Annotated in this window: 17 protein-coding genes; 10 read left to right on the forward strand and 7 right to left on the reverse strand. The window is 53.8% G+C overall.

Annotated elements, in window-relative coordinates; all coding sequences use genetic code 11:
• Positions 1 to 37: 37 nt before the first annotated feature.
• From SIK69_RS01835 to mtnN, 3 genes are read right to left on the reverse strand one after another with little or no spacing between them, the layout of a single operon-like run.
• A complete protein-coding gene (locus SIK69_RS01835; RefSeq protein ID WP_319785268.1) occupies positions 38 to 661 on the reverse strand; it encodes a TRIC cation channel family protein in 624 nt (207 codons plus the stop codon).
• A 14-nt stretch (positions 662 to 675) separates the two neighbouring features.
• Positions 676 to 1,476 (reverse strand): vitamin B12 ABC transporter substrate-binding protein BtuF, encoded by an 801-nt coding sequence (gene btuF / locus SIK69_RS01840; RefSeq protein ID WP_319785269.1) that lies wholly within the window; start codon positions 1,474 to 1,476, stop codon positions 676 to 678.
• Positions 1,469 to 2,167 (reverse strand): 5'-methylthioadenosine/S-adenosylhomocysteine nucleosidase, encoded by a 699-nt coding sequence (gene mtnN, locus SIK69_RS01845; protein WP_319628121.1) that lies wholly within the window; start codon positions 2,165 to 2,167, stop codon positions 1,469 to 1,471. The genes btuF and mtnN overlap by 8 nt, the downstream gene beginning before the upstream one ends.
• Positions 2,168 to 2,241: 74 nt before the next feature.
• On the opposite strand from mtnN, the gene dgt reads away from it, so the two are divergent.
• Positions 2,242 to 3,756 carry a dGTPase gene (gene dgt, locus SIK69_RS01850; protein ID WP_319628120.1) on the forward strand — a complete coding sequence of 505 codons (1,515 nt, stop codon included), beginning with the start codon at positions 2,242 to 2,244 and terminating at the stop codon, positions 3,754 to 3,756.
• 138 nt (positions 3,757 to 3,894) lie between these two features.
• Positions 3,895 to 5,334: a serine endoprotease DegP gene (gene degP / locus SIK69_RS01855; RefSeq protein WP_319628119.1), complete on the forward strand. Its 1,440-nt coding sequence runs from the start codon at positions 3,895 to 3,897 to the stop codon at positions 5,332 to 5,334.
• A 53-nt stretch (positions 5,335 to 5,387) separates the two neighbouring features.
• On the opposite strand, the gene SIK69_RS01860 is transcribed toward degP, so the two are convergent.
• From SIK69_RS01860 to map, 4 genes are all read right to left on the reverse strand, one after another.
• Positions 5,388 to 5,777: a DUF3461 family protein gene (locus SIK69_RS01860; RefSeq protein WP_097162938.1), complete on the reverse strand. Its 390-nt coding sequence runs from the start codon at positions 5,775 to 5,777 to the stop codon at positions 5,388 to 5,390.
• Between the two features lie 111 nt (positions 5,778 to 5,888).
• Positions 5,889 to 6,713 (reverse strand): 2,3,4,5-tetrahydropyridine-2,6-dicarboxylate N-succinyltransferase, encoded by an 825-nt coding sequence (dapD, locus tag SIK69_RS01865; protein ID WP_319628118.1) that lies wholly within the window; start codon positions 6,711 to 6,713, stop codon positions 5,889 to 5,891.
• Between the two features lie 30 nt (positions 6,714 to 6,743).
• Positions 6,744 to 9,407 carry a bifunctional uridylyltransferase/uridylyl-removing protein GlnD gene (glnD, locus tag SIK69_RS01870; protein WP_319785270.1) on the reverse strand — a complete coding sequence of 888 codons (2,664 nt, stop codon included), beginning with the start codon at positions 9,405 to 9,407 and terminating at the stop codon, positions 6,744 to 6,746.
• 131 nt (positions 9,408 to 9,538) lie between these two features.
• Entirely contained in the window at positions 9,539 to 10,333 is a 795-nt protein-coding gene (map, locus tag SIK69_RS01875) for a type I methionyl aminopeptidase (RefSeq protein WP_319628116.1), read from the reverse strand.
• A 325-nt stretch (positions 10,334 to 10,658) separates the two neighbouring features.
• Here map and rpsB point away from each other — a divergent pair, with 325 nt between their 5' ends.
• The 8 genes from rpsB (at position 10,659) to rseP (ending at position 18,468) form a co-directional block, all read left to right on the forward strand.
• Positions 10,659 to 11,384, forward strand: a complete 726-nt coding sequence (gene rpsB, locus SIK69_RS01880) for a 30S ribosomal protein S2 (RefSeq protein ID WP_319628115.1) — start codon at positions 10,659 to 10,661, stop codon at positions 11,382 to 11,384.
• A gap of 119 nt (positions 11,385 to 11,503) precedes the next feature.
• Positions 11,504 to 12,355 carry a translation elongation factor Ts gene (gene tsf, locus SIK69_RS01885; RefSeq protein WP_319628114.1) on the forward strand — a complete coding sequence of 284 codons (852 nt, stop codon included), beginning with the start codon at positions 11,504 to 11,506 and terminating at the stop codon, positions 12,353 to 12,355.
• Between the two features lie 150 nt (positions 12,356 to 12,505).
• Positions 12,506 to 13,231, forward strand: coding sequence for a UMP kinase (pyrH, locus tag SIK69_RS01890; protein ID WP_319628113.1), 726 nt, complete (start codon positions 12,506 to 12,508; stop codon positions 13,229 to 13,231).
• A gap of 211 nt (positions 13,232 to 13,442) precedes the next feature.
• Positions 13,443 to 14,000 carry a ribosome recycling factor gene (gene frr / locus SIK69_RS01895; RefSeq protein WP_319628112.1) on the forward strand — a complete coding sequence of 186 codons (558 nt, stop codon included), beginning with the start codon at positions 13,443 to 13,445 and terminating at the stop codon, positions 13,998 to 14,000.
• Between the two features lie 92 nt (positions 14,001 to 14,092).
• Positions 14,093 to 15,289 carry a 1-deoxy-D-xylulose-5-phosphate reductoisomerase gene (ispC, locus tag SIK69_RS01900; protein WP_319785271.1) on the forward strand — a complete coding sequence of 399 codons (1,197 nt, stop codon included), beginning with the start codon at positions 14,093 to 14,095 and terminating at the stop codon, positions 15,287 to 15,289.
• 186 nt (positions 15,290 to 15,475) lie between these two features.
• The gene (gene ispU / locus SIK69_RS01905) at positions 15,476 to 16,228 is read left to right on the forward strand and encodes a (2E,6E)-farnesyl-diphosphate-specific ditrans,polycis-undecaprenyl-diphosphate synthase (protein WP_319628110.1); all 753 of its coding nucleotides are present in this window, start codon (positions 15,476 to 15,478) and stop codon (positions 16,226 to 16,228) included.
• A gap of 18 nt (positions 16,229 to 16,246) precedes the next feature.
• Entirely contained in the window at positions 16,247 to 17,104 is an 858-nt protein-coding gene (cdsA, locus tag SIK69_RS01910; RefSeq protein ID WP_319628109.1) for a phosphatidate cytidylyltransferase, read from the forward strand.
• Positions 17,105 to 17,115: 11 nt separating this feature from the next.
• Positions 17,116 to 18,468, forward strand: coding sequence for a sigma E protease regulator RseP (gene rseP, locus SIK69_RS01915; RefSeq protein WP_319628108.1), 1,353 nt, complete (start codon positions 17,116 to 17,118; stop codon positions 18,466 to 18,468).
• Positions 18,469 to 18,473 lie beyond the last annotated feature (5 nt).

Consider the following 18,473-nt stretch of genomic DNA (forward strand, 5'->3'; position numbering starts at 1 on the left):
TGAAACAAAAAAGCCGTGTCATCGACACGGCTTTTTGCTATCTGCTGTTCTCGTCCAGCGCAAAGGTTGGCAATTTCAAATGCCAACGAATGGCCGCCAGGCGGATAATCAGAGTCACCAGCATCCCCAACATCGCCGAGTTCTCCAGCGACATCCCGAAATTATAGTGCGCGTTGGTATGCACAATGCCGCCAACAATACAGGCGGTGGCGTAAATCTCGGTACGCAGGATCATCGGCACTTCACGCGCCAGCACGTCACGAATAATGCCCCCGCCGACACCCGTCACCACACCCATACACACCGCCACCAGCGGGCCGCTACCGGCAATAAAGGCTTTGTTGACGCCGATACCGACAAATACTGCCAGACCGACCGCATCCAGAACCGGTAAAATCCATTTCGGTAGCCGACGCGGCTGGCGGATCAGCACAATGGTCAACATGCTAGTGATCATCGCCACCACCAGGTCGGTGGGATCTTTAACCCAAAATACCGGGCCATTGGCCAGCGCCATATCGCGGATAGTTCCGCCCCCGACTGCAGTTACCACGCCGAGAACCAACACGCCAAAAGGGTCCATGCGCAATTTTCCCGCCAGCAAGACACCGGAAATGGCAAAGACGGCGGTGCCGACAATATCCAGCCAATAGACAAGCATTGATGCGTTTCCCGTTAATTGACCTGCGCCATGGCGGTGCAGAGTTGTTTCGCGGCGAGGATAATACGCGGGGAGGCGCGTTCAAACCAGTCGCTGTTAACGGGAATTACCGGAATTTTGAGCTGGCCCCGCCAGTATTGCTCAATTTTGGATACATCGGCCTGACTCCCGGCGGTGACGATGGTCTCAGGTTGGCGGGCAAGCACCTGTTCGCGGCTAACCTGCGGCCAGGGGACGCGACTGTCGGCGAAGACGTTGGTGCCGCCGCAGGCCTCAATGATTTCGTTCTGAATGGAGTCTTTATTGCTGGTAAACAGCGGGTGAGTACCAAATTGCAGGAATACGGTTTTTTTGCGGCGATGGGCATACTGTTGTTTAAGCTGGGCGAAACTCTCACGCAGCGATTGTGCTGCCTGTTTAGCCTGTTGTGGATGGGGACTCCAGGCCGCCAGCTGTTGCAGGGTGTTGGCGATCTGCTCCACGCTGCCCGTCTCCACCCACATCACCTTGATCCCCAATGCGCTCAGTTGGTTCACCTGCCGCTCGGCGTTTCCACCCCGCCAGGCCAGAACGATATCCGGTTTCAGGGCCACGATGCGCTCCAGGTTCATCCCTTGCCAGCTGGCAATGTGTTCGATGCCGGTGGCTTCGGGGGGATAATCGGAAAAGCTGCTCACGCCGACTGGCGTAATGCCTGCGGCAAACGCGAGTTCGGTGTTGGCGGGGGAAAGGGTGATAACCCTCGGCGCGGCCAGAAGCCACGCCGGAAGGGACAACAGCAGGGCGAAAAGGCCCGATGTCAGACGTTTACGCATTCGCCAGGTTCTGAACCAGGGTTTCCACCATCAGGCTGGACTGTTTGGCCGCCACGGCGAGGAACTCGTCGAAGCTCAGATGCGACTGCTGATCGGCGACGTCAGAGATGGCGCGAACCACCACAAACGGCACGCTGAAGTTATGGCATACGTGAGCAATCGCGGTAGCTTCCATTTCGACCGCCACGGCCTGCGGGAAGTTGTGACGGATTTTCGCCAGACCCACGGAACCGTTAATGAACGCATCGCCGCTGACGATAAGCCCACGTACGGCATTGAGGTTCAGCTGTTGGATGCAGCGCTCTGCGGCGTCAATCAGTTTGGCATCAGCGGCGAAACCGGCCGGGCAGCCAGGTAGTTGACCATACTCATAGCCAAAAGCGGTGACATCGGCATCATGATAGCGTGCTTCATCGGATACCACGATATCACCGACTTTAAGCGATGGCGCAAGGCCGCCCGCAGAACCGGTGTTGATGATGGCGTCAGGTTTGCAGCGTTCAATCAGCAGGGCGGCACCCATCGCGGCAGCCACTTTGCCGATCCCTGATTTCAGCAGCGCAACGTCAACGCCGTTCAATTGGCCAGTGTAGATTTCGCTTCCGCCAATGGTGAGGGTCTGACGATTCTGGATTTTGTCACGCAGCAGCGTCACTTCTTCTTCCATTGCACCAATAATGCCGATTTTCATAGATTTACTCGCGATGTGATGGGTTTAAAGGCATAGTTTATCATGGAGCACGCATTTCCGGACCGGGAGAGGCTATGGCCACAATTGATTTTCGCACAAAGATAAACTGGCATCGGCGATACCGCTCGCCGCAGAGTGCCGCGACGGAACATGAAATCCTGCGCATTTTCGAAAGCGATCGCGGACGGATCATCAATTCTCCGGCGATTCGTCGGCTCCAGCAGAAAACGCAGGTCTTCCCGCTGGAACGTAATGCCGCGGTGCGGACGCGTCTGACGCACTCAATGGAAGTACAGCAGGTTGGGCGCTATATTGCCAAAGAAGTGCTGGGCCGCCTGAAGGAGCGCAAGCTGCTGGAAGCCTACGGGCTGGATGAACTCACCGGCCCCTTTGAAAGCATTGTTGAAATGGCGTGCCTGATGCATGACATCGGCAACCCGCCGTTTGGTCACTTCGGTGAAGCGGCAATCAATGACTGGTTCCGCCAGCGTTTGTGGCCCGGCGATGCGGCCAGCCAGCCGCTGAGTGAAGATCGTTGCCTGGTCGGCACCCTGCGTTTACGCGATGGCGAAGAGACACTGAATGAATTACGCCGCCGGGTGCGCCAGGACCTGTGTCAGTTCGAGGGTAACGCACAAGGTATTCGCCTGGTGCATACGTTGATGCGGATGAACCTCACCTGGGCACAGGTCGGCTGTATCCTGAAATATACGCGTCCGGCGTGGTGGCGGGGCAATGTTCCGGAAAGCCACAGCTATTTGATGAAGAAACCTGGCTACTATTTCGCCGAAGAGGCCTATATTGCGAGGTTACGTAAAGAACTCGATCTTGCTCCCTACAGCCGTTTTCCATTAACCTGGATTATGGAGGCCGCCGATGACATCTCTTATTGTGTGGCAGATCTCGAAGACGCCGTGGAAAAACGCATCTTCAGCGTCGAGCAACTTTATCAGCACCTGCATGAAGCATGGGGCAGCCATGAAAAAGGTTCGTTGTTCGCGCAGGTAGTAGAAAACGCCTGGGATAAATCTCGCTCGAATACGCTGAGCCGCAGTACCGAAGATCAGTTCTTTATGTATTTGCGAGTGAATACGCTGAATAAACTGGTGCCCTATGCGGCACAGCGATTTATCGATAATCTGCCGCAGATATATGCTGGCGATTTCAATCATGCGTTGCTGGAAGACGACAGTGATTACAGTCAGCTGCTTGAATTATATAAAAACGTCGCCATTAAACAGGTGTTCAGTCATCCGGACGTTGAGCAACTGGAATTGCAGGGATACCGCGTGATTAGTGGGCTGTTGGAGATTTACCAGCCGCTGCTGAAATTATCGCTGGCAGATTTTAACGAGCTGGTGGAAAAAGAACGTTTACGCCATTTGCCGATTGAAAGTCGCCTATTCCAGAAACTCTCAAGCCGACACCGGCTGGCCTACGTCGAGGCGGTGAATAAAATCCCACGCGATGCCGCGGAGTATCCGTTGATGGAGTACTATTATCGCTGTCGCCTGATTCAGGATTATATCAGTGGCATGACCGATCTCTATGCCTGGGATGAATACCGCAGGTTAATGGCTGTGGAATAAGGCGAAAGTTTTGTAAAGACGGACAATAATTTTTTACTTTTGTAGAAACGTCAATTCGGAACTTCGCGTTATAAATTGACTCTGACAGTCACGTACACAGCAACTTTTTGCTTTATCTGACATTTGAGATTACGAAACATGAAAAAAACCACGTTAGCAATGAGTGCATTGGCTCTGAGTTTAAGTTTGGCCCTGTCCCCGCTGTCTGCATCGGCTGCGGAAACTGCGTCCTCTGCAACCACTGCCCAGCAGATGCCAAGCCTGGCACCGATGCTGGAAAAAGTGATGCCTTCCGTTGTGAGCATCAACGTGGAAGGTAGCACCACGGTGAACACCCCGCGTATGGGGCGTAACTTCCAGCAATTCTTTGGTGATAATTCACCGTTCTGCCAGGACGGTTCTCCGTTCCAGAACTCCCCATTCTGTCAGGGTGGCCAGCCGGGTGCTCCTGGCGGTGATAACGGCAGCCAGCAGCAAAAATTCATGGCGCTGGGTTCAGGGGTAATCATTGATGCCGCGAAAGGCTATGTGGTGACCAACAACCACGTGGTGGATAACGCCAGCACCATCAAGGTTTCTCTGAGCGATGGCCGTAAATTTGATGCCAAAGTGGTCGGCAAAGATCCGCGTTCTGATATTGCGCTGATCCAAATTCAGTCCCCGAAAGGTCTGACCGCCATCAAAATGGCTGATTCCGATGCCCTGCGCGTAGGTGACTACACCGTGGCTATCGGTAACCCGTTCGGTCTGGGTGAAACCGTAACCTCCGGGATCGTGTCGGCGCTGGGCCGTAGTGGCCTGAACGTCGAAAACTACGAAAACTTTATTCAGACCGATGCGGCGATCAACCGCGGTAACTCCGGTGGTGCGCTGGTGAACCTTAACGGTGAGCTGATCGGGATTAACACCGCGATCCTGGCACCAGACGGCGGTAACATCGGGATCGGTTTTGCTATCCCGAGCAACATGGTGAAGAGCCTGACCGAACAGATGGTTAAATTTGGTCAGGTCAAACGCGGCGAGCTGGGCATTATGGGCACCGAGCTGAGTTCCGATCTGGCGAAAGCGATGAAAGTTGACGCACAGCGCGGCGCATTCGTAAGCCAGGTACTGCCGAACTCGTCTGCGGCGAAAGCGGGTATCAAAGCAGGGGACGTGATCACCTCCCTTAACGGCAAACCTATCAGCAGCTTCTCTGCCCTGCGCGCACAGGTTGGCACCATGCCAGTCGGCAGCAAAATCCAGTTGGGTCTGGTGCGTGATGGCAAGCCGGTAAACGTGACCATTGAACTGCAGCAGAGCAGCCAGACTCAGGTTGATTCCAGTAGCATCTTCAACGGTATTGAAGGCGCTGAAATGAGCAACAAGGGTAATGACAAAGGCGTGGTGGTTAGCAGCATTAAAGCGGGCACCCCTGCGGCGCAAATCGGCCTGAAAAAAGGCGATGTGATTGTCGGGGCTAATCAGCAGCCGGTGAAAAACATTGCTGACCTGCGTAAGCTTCTCGACAGCAAGCCGAACGTTCTGGCGCTGAACATTCAGCGTGGTGATAGCACTATCTATCTGCTGATGCAGTAATGTAAAAACAAAAACGGCAACCTTAGGGTTGCCGTTTTACTTTTCAATACCGCTTATTTCCCGCGGGTAAGCTTTTCAAGATCGGATTCAATTTCACTGATCTTATTCGCCACTACGCTTTCCAGGTGACGCAGGTCGTCGAGGATTTTACGCTTCAGATCCACTTCGGTGCGATCGCGTTTGCACAGTTGATCCAGCTCATCAATCACATAGCGCAGGTTCGGGCTGATTTCCTGCACTTCTTTGTAGCCCTGGCCTACGCCATCAGCCACCACGGTTTTACGCTGACGTGGATATTTGAACTTCACGCTTTTTGCGAAAAATTCGCCTTTATCCTTATGAAAATAGATCTTCAGGATATCGTTGTTGGCTTCCTGCCGGAGGCTGTAACGATCGATTTCATCAGGATTGGTAATGCCCAAACTTTTCAGATTGTCGTACATAGCGGTATCCTTCGGTTAAACATAACTCATGAATAATTAACGAAAAAATCCATTTCCGCCAGCGGCAGGTATAAAAAAAGCGGGGTTGCCCCCGCTTTTTTAGTGACGTATTTAGTCGATGGTGCGCAGCAGTTCGTTGATGCCCACTTTGCCACGCGTTTTCGCGTCAACTTTCTTCACGATAACCGCGCAGTACAGGCTGTATTTGCCATCTTTCGACGGCAGGTTGCCGGAAACCACCACTGAGCCTGCCGGTACACGACCATAGAACACTTCACCGGTTTCGCGGTCGTAGATTTTGGTACTCTGACCGATGTAAACGCCCATCGAAATGACGGAGCCTTCTTCAACGATGACGCCTTCAACCACTTCGGAGCGTGCGCCGATGAAGCAGTTGTCTTCGATAATGGTCGGGTTAGCCTGCAGTGGCTCAAGTACGCCACCGATGCCGACGCCGCCGGACAGGTGAACGTTTTTACCGATTTGCGCACAGGAACCGACGGTCGCCCAGGTATCCACCATCGAACCTTCGTCAACATAGGCACCGATGTTCACGTAGGACGGCATCAGCACGGTATTGCGCGCGATGAACGCACCCTGGCGCACGGCCGCAGGTGGCACCACGCGGAAGCCTTCTTTCTGGAAACGCGCTTCATCATAGTCAGCGAATTTCATCGGCACTTTATCGAAATAGCGGCTTTCTGCGCCGTCGATAACCTGGTTATCGTTAATACGGAAAGAGAGCAGTACCGCTTTCTTCAGCCACTGATGCGTTACCCACTGGCCGTCAATCTTTTCCGCGACGCGCAGGGCACCGGAATCCAGCAGGGAAATAACCTGGTTAACCGCTTCACGGGTAACGGTATCAACATTTGCCGGAGTGATATCGGCACGGCGCTCAAAAGCGGACTCAATAACGTTCTGTAACTGCTGCATTGTTAAACTCTTTCCATTAAAAAAAACACACTACCCTTTATCGTTTGGATTGAGGGCTGCTGTCAACCGCTGTTGTACTTCTAGCTGAAGCACATTATTAAGGGCACGGCGGTCGGCGGTCGCGATTATAAATAAATCTTCTACTCGTTCACCAATTGTGGTGATTCGCGCCCCGTGCAGAGAAATGCCGAGGTCGGCGAAGACCTGGCCTACACATGCCAGCAGGCCGGGTTGATCGAGGGCAATCAGTTCCAGGAACGATTTTCTGTCGGTATGCGTCGGCAGGAAATTCACCTCAGTATCGACCGTAAAATGCCGCAGTTTTGCCGGTTGCCGACGTGGGGCAGGGGGCTGCCATGATCGCTGGGTAATAGCCTGGGTCAGGCCCTGACGAATCGCATCATGGCGATCGGCAGACAGCGGGCTACCGTCAGGCTCAAGTACGATAAAGGTGTCCATCGCCATGCCGTCGCGGGTGGTAAAGATCTGCGCGTCGTGCACGCTCAGGTTACGCCGGTCAAGTTCCGCACAGACGGCGGCGAACAGGTACGGGCGGTCCGGGCTCCAGATGAAAATCTCGGTGCCGCCGCGCGTGGCCTGCGGGCTGAGCAGGATCATCGGATCGTTCAAATCGTGCTTAAGCAGGTGGCGAGCGTGCCATGCCAGCTGATTTGGCGTGTGGCGAACAAAGTAGTTGGCCCGGCAACGTGCCCAAATCTGATGCAGCGCTTCTTCATCGATATTGTCCATCCGCAGCAGAGCCAGCGCCTGTAGCTGATGATGGCGCACGCGTTCGCGCATATCCGGGGTGCTTTGCATCCCCCGGCGCAGCTGCTTTTCGGTGGCGAAGTACAGCTCACGCAACAGGCTCTGTTTCCAACTGTTCCACAGCGTTTCGTTAGTGGCGCAGATGTCGGCCACGGTCAGACACACCAGATAACGCAGGCGATTTTCGGTCTGCACTTCTTCGGCAAACTGCTTGATAACCTCCGGGTCCTGAATGTCCCGGCGCTGAGCCGTGACTGACATCAGCAGGTGATGGCGTACCAGCCAGGCGACTAACTGCGTTTCCCGTGAGTTCAGCCCGTGCAGCTCGGCGAATTTCAGGATGTCCTGCGCGCCGAGTACCGAGTGATCGCCCCCGCGGCCTTTGGCGATATCATGGAACAGGGCGGCAATCAGGATCAGTTCCGGGTGATTCAGACGGGGCCACAGCTCAACGCACAGCGGGTGGCGGGAACGGGTTTCTTCTTTGGCGAAACTTTCCAGCTTGAGCAGCACGCGAATGGTGTGCTCATCCACGGTGTAGGCGTGGAACAGGTCGAACTGCATCTGGCCAACGATGTGCGACCACTGCGGCATGTACGCCCACAGTACGCTGTGGCGATGCATCGGCAGCAGACCCCGGCTGACCGCCCCCTGATGGCGCAGCATGCTGAGGAACAGTTCGCGGGCTTCGGGGATGTAGCACAGCGGTTCGGTCAGATGACGACGCGCATGGCGCAGGTGGCGCAGGGTGGTCGAATAAATGCCGGTAATGCTGCTGTTGCGCACCATGATATGGAACATGCGCAGAATAGCCTGTGGCTCTCGCATAAACAGCGTGTCATCGCGCAGGTCGATGAGCGAGCCGCGCAGCTGAAAATCGTCGTCGATAGGGCGCGGTTTTTCATCGGCGGTCAGGGCGAGAATTGCCTCATCAAACAGCTGTAGCAGCATCTGGTTCAACTCGCCCACCCGGCGGGTGACACGATAAAAATCCTTCATCATCTGCTCGACAGGCTGGTTGCCTTCGCCGCTGTAGTTGAGGCGCTGGGCCACGTTCAGCTGCCGGTCAAACAGCAGGCGGTTGTCGTAGCGATTGATTTCCAGATGCAGTGCAAAACGGATGCGCCACAGCAAATGCAGGCACTCGTTCAGTTCGTTACGTTCCGCTTCGGTCAGGAAGCCGAACCCGACCATTTCATCGAGCGACGTGGCACCGAAGTGACGACGTGCCACCCATTGCAGGGTATGAATATCACGCAGGCCGCCGGGGCTGCTTTTGATATCCGGCTCGAGGTTATAGCTGGTGCCGTGAAAACGCTGGTGACGCTCGTTTTGCTCTTCGACTTTGGCGGCGAAGAATTTCTCCGAAGGCCAGAAGCCTTCGCTGAAGATATGTTTTTGCAGTTCGAGGAACAGGGCCACGTCGCCGATAAGCAGGCGGGATTCAATCAGATTGGTGGCGACGGTCAGATCCGAAAGCCCTTCCAGCAGGCACTCTTCGAGGGTGCGCACGCTGTGGCCGACTTCGAGCTTGAGATCCCACAGCAGCGTCAGCAGTTCGCCAATTTTCTGCGCCAGTTCATCGGGCAGTCTCTTACGGCTGAGGATCAGCAGGTCAATATCGGAAAGAGGATGCAGTTCGGCGCGACCATAGCCACCCACCGCCACCAGGGCTGCGTCTTCTACGTCACCGAAACCGTAATGCAGCCACAGACGCTGAAGCATCTGGTCGATATATTCCGTCCGGGCGGTCATCAGCTGTTCTGCAGAGGTGCCTCTGTCAAAAGCAACACCCAGCCAACGCTGGAACGCGTCGAGATGCGCCTTGATACTGGCGCAGTTCAGCTCCGACTCTGACCAGCTTACCGGGTAATCCGGTGGGACGGGCAGAACAGATAAAGCTGTGTCACGTAAGGAATTACTCATCACGCCACCCATAAGAAAAAACGATTACCCATAAAAAATCGCCGGGAGCGATTTTTAACGTCGCTAACGGCGGCCCGAAGGGGGGCGGGCAGGACGCCCGCCATAAAAAAACCGGCTCGCGCCGGCTTTCTTTATTCGTTGTGCGAGATTATCGCCGGGATGGTGTCATCCTTGCGTAATGTCAGTATTTCGCAGCCGTTGTCTGTCACCACAATAGTATGCTCGTACTGTGCAGACAAGCTTCGATCTTTAGTTTTCACCGTCCAGCCATCTTTCATGGTACGGATCCGATAGTCGCCGGAGTTAACCATAGGTTCGATGGTGAAGGTCATACCTTTTTGCAGCACCACGCCGCCGTCGTCTGCATCATAGTGCAGAACCTGCGGTTCTTCATGGAACACGCGGCCGATACCATGGCCGCAGTACTCACGGACCACTGAGAAACCTTCCGCTTCGGCAAACTTCTGAATCGCTGCGCCGAGAGTGCGCAGACGGATTCCCGGTTTTACCATGCGCAGCGCGAGGTACAGGCTTTCCTGCGTCACACGGCACAGACGTTCGCCAAGGATAGTTGGCTTACCGACGATGAACATTTTAGAGGTATCACCGTGGTATTCGTCTTTAATAACGGTCACGTCGATGTTGACGATATCGCCATCTTTCAACAGTTTTTCGTCATCCGGAATTCCGTGACATACCACTTCGTTAATCGAGATGCAGACGGATTTCGGGAAACCGTGGTAGCCAAGGCAGGCAGAGACAGCATGCTGCTCGTTAACGATATAGTCGTTACAGATTCTGTCCAGTTCGCCGGTGCTGACGCCAGGCTTGATATGAGGTTCGATCATTTCCAGCACTTCGGCAGCCAGACGGCCAGCGACGCGCATTTTTTCAATTTCTTCAGGGGTCTTAATAGAGATAGCCATGCATTCTGTCCATCGGGGCCGAGAGATCGGCAATAAATACAAGTGTCAGTGCTAACAATGGTAACAGCCGTCACAGGCTACTGCCAAACTGAGAATCATTAACCGCACGCCGCGCCAACATTTATTGGTTTCTGCCTGTGATTTATGGTATAAAGCGCGCCGAACTTCCATTCCGTTTGATATACACAGAAACGGTCTGGCAGCGACTAATCTCACTTTGTGTAATAACACACACGTATCGGCACATACGCCGGGGTGCCCTTCGGGGTCGGTCGTATGGGATACGTGGAGGCATAACCCCAACTTTTATATAGAGGTTTTAAACATGGCAACTGTTTCCATGCGCGACATGCTCAAGGCTGGTGTACACTTTGGTCACCAGACCCGTTACTGGAACCCGAAAATGAAGCCTTTCATCTTCGGCGCACGTAACAAAGTTCACATCATCAACCTTGAGAAAACTGTACCAATGTTCAACGAAGCTCTGGCTGAACTGAACAAGATCTCTTCTCGCAAAGGTAAAATCCTTTTCGTTGGTACTAAACGTGCTGCAAGCGAAGCAATCAAAGAAGCTGCGCTGAACTGCGACCAGTTCTTCGTGAACCATCGCTGGTTGGGCGGTATGCTGACTAACTGGAAAACCGTTCGTCAGTCTATCAAGCGTCTGAAAGATCTGGAAACTCAGTCTCAGGACGGCACCTTCGACAAGCTGACCAAGAAAGAAGCGCTGATGCGCACCCGTGAGCTGGGCAAGCTGGAAAACAGCCTGGGCGGTATCAAAGACATGGGTGGCCTGCCAGACGCACTGTTTGTTATCGATGCTGACCACGAACACATTGCTATCAAAGAAGCAAACAACCTGGGTATCCCAGTATTTGCTATCGTTGATACCAACTCTGATCCGGACGGCGTTGACTTCGTTATCCCGGGTAACGACGATGCAATCCGCGCAGTTAGCCTGTATCTGAATGCCGTTGCTCTGACCGTACGTGAAGGCCGTTCTCAGGATCTGGCTTCTCAGGCGGAAGAAAGCTTCGTAGAAGCTGAATAATAAGGTTTAAGCCCTTATTAGTACCGAGTATGGATAGGGGCCCTCTTAGCGGCCCCTTTTTCACTTTTAAGACCGTTTGGTTAAACGCCGGGCGGTCCACATTTCCCGAGGATTTTAGAATGGCTGAAATTACCGCCTCCCTGGTAAAAGAGCTGCGCGAACGTACTGGCGCAGGCATGATGGATTGCAAAAAAGCACTGACTGAAGCGAATGGCGACATCGAGCTGGCAATCGAAAACATGCGTAAATCTGGTGCGATCAAAGCAGCGAAAAAAGCAGGCAACGTTGCTGCTGACGGCGTGATCATCACTAAGATCGACGGCAACTACGGTATCATTCTGGAAGTTAACTGCCAGACTGACTTCGTTGCTAAAGACGGCGGTTTCCAGGCTTTCGCGAACAAAGTTCTGGACGCAGCAGTGGCTGGCAAAATCACTGACGTTGAAGTTCTGAAAGCGCAGTTCGAAGAAGAACGTGTTGCTCTGGTTGCTAAAATCGGTGAGAACATCAACATCCGTCGTGTGGCTTCCCTGGAAGGCGACGTACTGGGTAGCTACCTGCACGGTGCTCGCATCGGTGTTCTGGTTGCCGCTAATGGCGCTGACGAAGAGCTGGTTAAGCACGTTGCAATGCACATTGCAGCAAGCAAGCCAGAATTCGTTAACCCAGAAGACGTATCTGCTGACGTGGTAGAGAAAGAGTACCAGGTTCAGCTGGACATCGCGATGCAGTCTGGTAAGCCAAAAGAAATCGCAGAGAAAATGGTTGAAGGCCGCATGAAGAAATTCACCGGCGAAGTTTCTCTGACCGGCCAGCCTTTCGTTATGGATCCGAGCAAAACTGTTGGTCAGTTCCTGAAAGAGCACAACGCTACCGTGACTAACTTCATCCGCTTTGAAGTGGGCGAAGGTATCGAGAAAGTTGAGACTGACTTCGCAGCAGAAGTTGCTGCAATGTCCAAGCAGTCTTAATTATCTTAAAGGAGCCGCCTGAGGGCGGCTTCTTTTTGAGCCTCATCAAGTGAAAATCAGTCAGGCTCCTATAGGCTTGCACTGATGAGCGATATATCCTTGTCGCCAGAAATAACCCATCTCAAACGTTGACAGTCCCAGGAAAGAAATATGGCTACCAATGCAAAACCCGTCTACAAACGCATTCTGCTTAAGCTCAGTGGCGAAGCACTGCAGGGAACTGAAGGCTTCGGTATCGATGCCAGCATTCTCGACCGTATGGCGCAGGAAATTAAAGAACTGGTCGAACTGGGGATCCAGGTCGGTGTGGTGATTGGTGGTGGTAACCTCTTCCGTGGTGCGGGTCTGGCAAAAGCGGGTATGAACCGCGTTGTGGGCGACCACATGGGCATGCTGGCTACGGTCATGAACGGCCTGGCAATGCGTGATGCGCTCCACCGCGCCTATGTGAACGCTCGCCTGATGTCCGCCATTCCGCTGAATGGTGTGTGTGATAACTACAGCTGGGCCGAGGCTATCAGCCTGCTGCGCAATAACCGCGTGGTTATCCTCTCTGCGGGTACCGGTAACCCATTCTTCACCACCGATTCCGCCGCGTGCCTGCGCGGGATTGAAATTGAAGCCGACGTGGTGCTGAAAGCCACGAAAGTTGACGGCGTGTTTACCGCTGACCCGGCCACCGATCCAACGGCAACCATGTACGAGCAGCTGAGCTACGCTGAAGTGCTGGATAAAGAACTGAAAGTGATGGATCTGGCCGCGTTTACGCTGGCGCGTGACCACAAACTGCCGATTCGCGTTTTCAACATGAATAAACCTGGCGCACTGCGTCGTGTGGTCATGGGTGAGAAAGAAGGGACTCTGATCACGGAATAATCTCCGTGAGTGACACGCCATCCTTCACGCCGCTTGATGCAACGTGAATGATTTTGTGGCGAAATAAGGGTAAGATTTCGCTTTATTATTGCGATGCTTACCAGGCTGCCATTTTCGGCGCCAGGAATTATACGGGCTATACTTAGCACACCCGCGAACAGGTGGATGTGCCGTATGGTCAGCCTGAGACAAGATTTCAAGGATTCGTAACGTGATTAGCGATATCAGAAAAGATGCCGAAGTGCGCATGGAAAAATGCGTAGAATCATTCAAAAACCAGATCAGCAAAATCCGTACCGGCCGCGCTTCTCCTAGCCTGCTGGATGGCATTATTGTTGAATATTACGGTACCCCGACCCCGCTGCGTCAGCTGGCAAGCGTGACGGTAGAAGATTCCCGTACCCTGAAAATCAACGTGTTCGATCGCTCCCTGAGCCCGGCCGTTGAAAAAGCGATCATGGCATCAGACCTCGGTCTGAACCCGAGCTCTGCGGGCACCGATATCCGCGTTCCACTGCCTCCACTGACGGAAGAACGTCGTAAAGACTTGACCAAAATCGTACGTGGCGAAGCTGAGCAGGCGCGTGTCTCCGTGCGTAACGTCCGCCGTGATGCCAACGATAAAGTAAAAGCGCTGCTGAAAGACAAAGAGATCAGCGAAGATGACGATCGTCGTTCTCAGGACGATGTACAGAAAATGACTGACGCCGCTATCAAAAAAGTAGACGCGGCGCTGGCAGAGAAAGAAGCAGAACTGATGCAGTTCTGATTTCTGACGTTATCTGATGAACGCCGTACAGGAAACCCTCGGGTTTTGCTGGCGGCGTTTTGCTTTTTAGCCTTTCATCACTCGGATTTTTCATGAAGCATTTAACCGTTCTGGGCTCCACAGGCTCCATCGGCTGCAGCACGCTGGACGTGGTGCGTAACAATCGCGACCTCTTCACCGTTACCGCGCTGGTGGCGGGGAAAAACGTCGACCGCATGGTCGAGCAATGCCTGGAGTTCTCCCCGCAATACGCCGTCATGGATGATGCACAGAGTGCCGCTGCACTGATTGTGGCGCTGCGACAGCATGGGAGCCAGACGGAAGTTCTGAGTGGAAAGCAAGCCGCGTGCGACGTGGCTGCGCTCGATGATGTCGACCATGTGATGGCGGCGATTGTCGGTGCTGCCGGGCTGATGCCGACGCTGGCGGCGATTCGCGCCGGGAAAACCATTCTGCTGGCCAACAAAGAATCGCTGGTCACCTGTGGTCGTCTGTTTATGGACGCGGTGAAAGAGAGCGGGGCGCGCCTGTTGCCGGTCGACAGCGAACATAACGCCATTTTTCAGAGTTTACCGGAAACAATTCAAAATCAGCTGGGGTACGCTTCCCTTGAGCAAAATGGCGTATCGTCGATTTTGCTTACCGGATCTGGTGGTCCTTTCCGTGAAACGCCATTGCCTGAACTGCGCGATATGACGCCGGATCAGGCTTGTCGTCATCCGAACTGGTCGATGGGACGTAAAATTTCAGTCGACTCTGCCACCATGATGAACAAAGGTCTGGAATACATAGAAGCACGCTGGCTGTTCAACGCTTCGGCTCAGCAGATGGAGGTGATTATCCATCCGCAGTCCGTGATTCACTCGATGGTGCGCTACCGTGATGGTAGCGTGCTGGCGCAACTGGGCGAACCCGATATGCGTACCCCTATCGCGCATACCATGGCCTGGCCAAACCGCGTTGAATCCGGCGTTAAGCCTCTGGATTTTTATACGCTGAGCGAGTTGTCATTTGCCGCGCCTGATTATCAGCGTTACCCGTGCCTGAAGCTGGCGATGGAGGCCTTTGATCGGGGCCAGGCGGCAACGACCGCGCTCAACGCGGCCAACGAGGTGAGCGTAGACGCATTTCTGCACGCGCAGATCCGTTTCACTGATATTGCCGCCGTCAATCTGGCGGTGCTGTCCGCGCTGGATCTGCAGGAGCCGGGTTGCGTTGACGAGGTCATGGAGGTCGACGCACGTGCCAGAAGTGTTGCGAGCCAACAGGTGACGCGCTTCGCAAGCTGATGATTATCCGTTCAACGGATGCGCTGGCATTTGTTAGCGCTGGGCTTCAGTGTTATAGTCTGCGCCAGCCGATAACGCTGTAACGACAAAGTGTTAACGGGTGAGCCGTGGATTTACACGGCTTTTTTGCGCTAAGCGTCTGTATTCCGGTACCGCTAATTCCTTTGCATGGACTAATAACGCGTTATGTTGTCTGCTAACCAACCAATCAGCGAGAACCTGCCTGCCCACGGCTGTCAACATGTGGCCATCATTATGGACGGCAATGGTCGCTGGGCGAAGAGACAAGGCAAGATCCGTGCTTTCGGCCACAAAGCCGGGGCGAAATCGGTGCGCCGTGCCGTCTCATTTGCGGCAAATAACGGTATTGAGGCGTTAACGCTTTACGCCTTTAGCAGTGAAAACTGGAACCGACCTGCGCAAGAAGTCAGTGCGCTGATGGAACTGTTTGTCTGGGCGCTCGACAGCGAAGTCAAAAGCCTGCACAGACATAATGTTCGTTTGCGCATTATCGGTGATACCAGCCGCTTTAACGTCCGTTTACAGGAGCGTATTCGCAAGGCAGAAGCGTTGACCCAGAATAATACCGGGCTGACGCTAAATATTGCCGCGAACTATGGTGGGCGCTGGGATATTATCCAGGGAGTTCAGCATTTAGCTGCACAGGTTCAGGAAGGGCACCTTCGTCCTGAAGATATCACTGAGGATTTGCTGGGTCAGCAGATCTGCATGCATGAACTGGCTCCCGTAGATTTAGTAATTAGGACAGGGGGAGAGCATCGCATAAGTAACTTTTTGCTGTGGCAAATTGCCTACGCCGAACTTTACTTTACAGATGTTCTCTGGCCCGATTTCGATGAACAAGACTTTGAAGGTGCGCTGCATGCCTTTGCCAATCGAGAGCGTCGTTTCGGCGGCACCGAGCCTGGTGGCGACTAAGCCTGATGGGGGTAGCTCTTGCTGAAGTATCGCCTGATCTCTGCTTTCGTTTTAATACCCGTTGTCATAGCGGCCCTGTTTTTATTGCCGCCGGTCGCGTTTGCGATTGTCACCCTGCTGGTGTGCATGTTGGCGGCGTGGGAATGGGGTCAATTAAGCGGGTTTAAATCCCGTTCACAGCGGGTATGGCTGGCGGTGCTTTGCGGGCTAATTCTCGCCGCGATGCTCTTTTGGCTTCCGCAATATCACCATAATGTCCATCAACCCTTGGTTGAAGGTGCCCTTTGGGCGTCGTTAGGATGGTGGATTGTGGCGCTGTTGCTGGTTCTGTTTTACCCGGGCTCTGCCGCGCTGTGGCGTGATTCCAAAACGCTGCGTCTGGTGTTTGGTCTGCTGACCATTATCCCCTTTTTCTGGGGAATGCTGACGCTACGCGCCTGGCATTATGATGACAACCACTACAGCGGTGCGCTGTGGCTGTTGTATGTCATGATCCTCGTGTGGGGAGCGGATTCCGGGGCCTACATGTTTGGTAAGCTGTTCGGTAAGCACAAGCTGGCACCGAAAGTTTCACCGGGCAAGACCTGGCAAGGATTTATCGGCGGGCTGTTCACGGCGGCTGTTATCTCCTGGATTTACGGCCTGTGCGTGAACCTGGATGTCGCACCTGCCATCCTGTTGACCTGCTCGTTGGTTGCCGCGCTGGCATCCGTACTGGGCGATTTGACAGAAAGTATGTTTAAGCGAGAAGCCGGTATCAAAGACAGTGGGCATTTGATCCCCGGTCACGGTGGGATTCTGGACCGAATTGACAGCCTGACGGCGGCGGTTCCGGTCTTTGCTTGCCTGCTACTTTTAGTCTTCAGGACGATTTGACGGAAGGTTTTATGCTGAGCATTCTCTGGAATTTGGCGGCATTCATTGTTGCACTGGGTGTCTTAATCACCGTGCATGAATTTGGTCATTTCTGGGTTGCTCGGCGCGCGGGTGTCCGGGTTGAGCGCTTTTCCATCGGTTTTGGCAAAGCGCTCTGGCGTCGCGTTGACCGTCAAGGCACCGAATATGTCATCGCCCTGATCCCGTTGGGCGGTTACGTCAAAATGCTGGATGAGCGTGTCGAGCCGGTTGCACCGGAGATGCGTCACTACGCTTTCAATAACAAAACCGTCGGTCAGCGTGCGGCGATCATTGCAGCCGGTCCGGTTGCGAATTTTCTGTTTGCCATCTTTGCCTACTGGCTGGTGTTTATCATCGGCGTCCCTGGCATACGCCCGGTAATTGGTGAAATAACCCCCAATTCGATTGCTGCGGAAGCACAAATTGCACCAGGAACGGAACTTAAAGCCGTAGATGGTATCGAAACGCCTGATTGGGATGCGGTCCGTTTGGCGCTGGTGACCAAAATTGGTGACGAGCAAACCACGCTCACCGTTGCCCCTTTCGGAACCCAGCAGCGTCAGGATAGAATTCTCAATCTGCGCCACTGGGAATTTGAGCCAGACAAAGAAGATCCGGTCACATCACTGGGGATTCGACCACGCGGGGCGCAGGTTGAACCGGTGCTGGCTGAAGTGCAAATCGACTCTGCTGCACGCAAAGCAGGTTTGCAAGCAGGCGACAGGATCGTTAAAGTCGATGGTCAGCCGCTCACACAGTGGATGACTTTTGTCACGCTGGTGCGCGACAATCCCGGCAAGCCGTTGCGCCTCGAGATTGACAGACAAGGCAGCCCCTTGTCTTTAACGCTGATACCAGATACAAAGCCCGGTAAAGGGAAAGCTGAAGGGTTTGCAGGGGTAGTACCTAAAATTATCCCGCTGCCCGATGAATACAAGACAGTGCGCCAGTACGGACCGTTCGCTGCCATCATTCAGGCCACGGATAAAACCTGGCAGTTGATGAAGTTAACGGTGCAAATGCTGGGGAAATTGATAACCGGTGACGTAAAACTGAACAACCTCAGTGGGCCAATTTCGATTGCTCAGGGGGCTGGGATGTCAGCGGAGTTTGGGTTGATTTACTACCTGATGTTCCTTGCGCTCATCAGTGTGAATCTGGGCATTATCAACCTGTTCCCGCTACCCGTTTTAGACGGGGGTCATCTGCTCTTTTTGGCGATTGAAAAGCTGAAGGGCGGACCGGTATCCGAGCGAGTTCAAGACTTTAGTTATCGCATTGGCTCAATATTGCTGGTGTTGTTAATGGGGCTTGCACTTTTCAATGATTTCTCTCGCCTATAAGCGAG

The organism is Scandinavium lactucae (assembly GCF_033843265.1).
Lineage (GTDB): Bacteria > Pseudomonadota > Gammaproteobacteria > Enterobacterales > Enterobacteriaceae > Scandinavium > Scandinavium lactucae.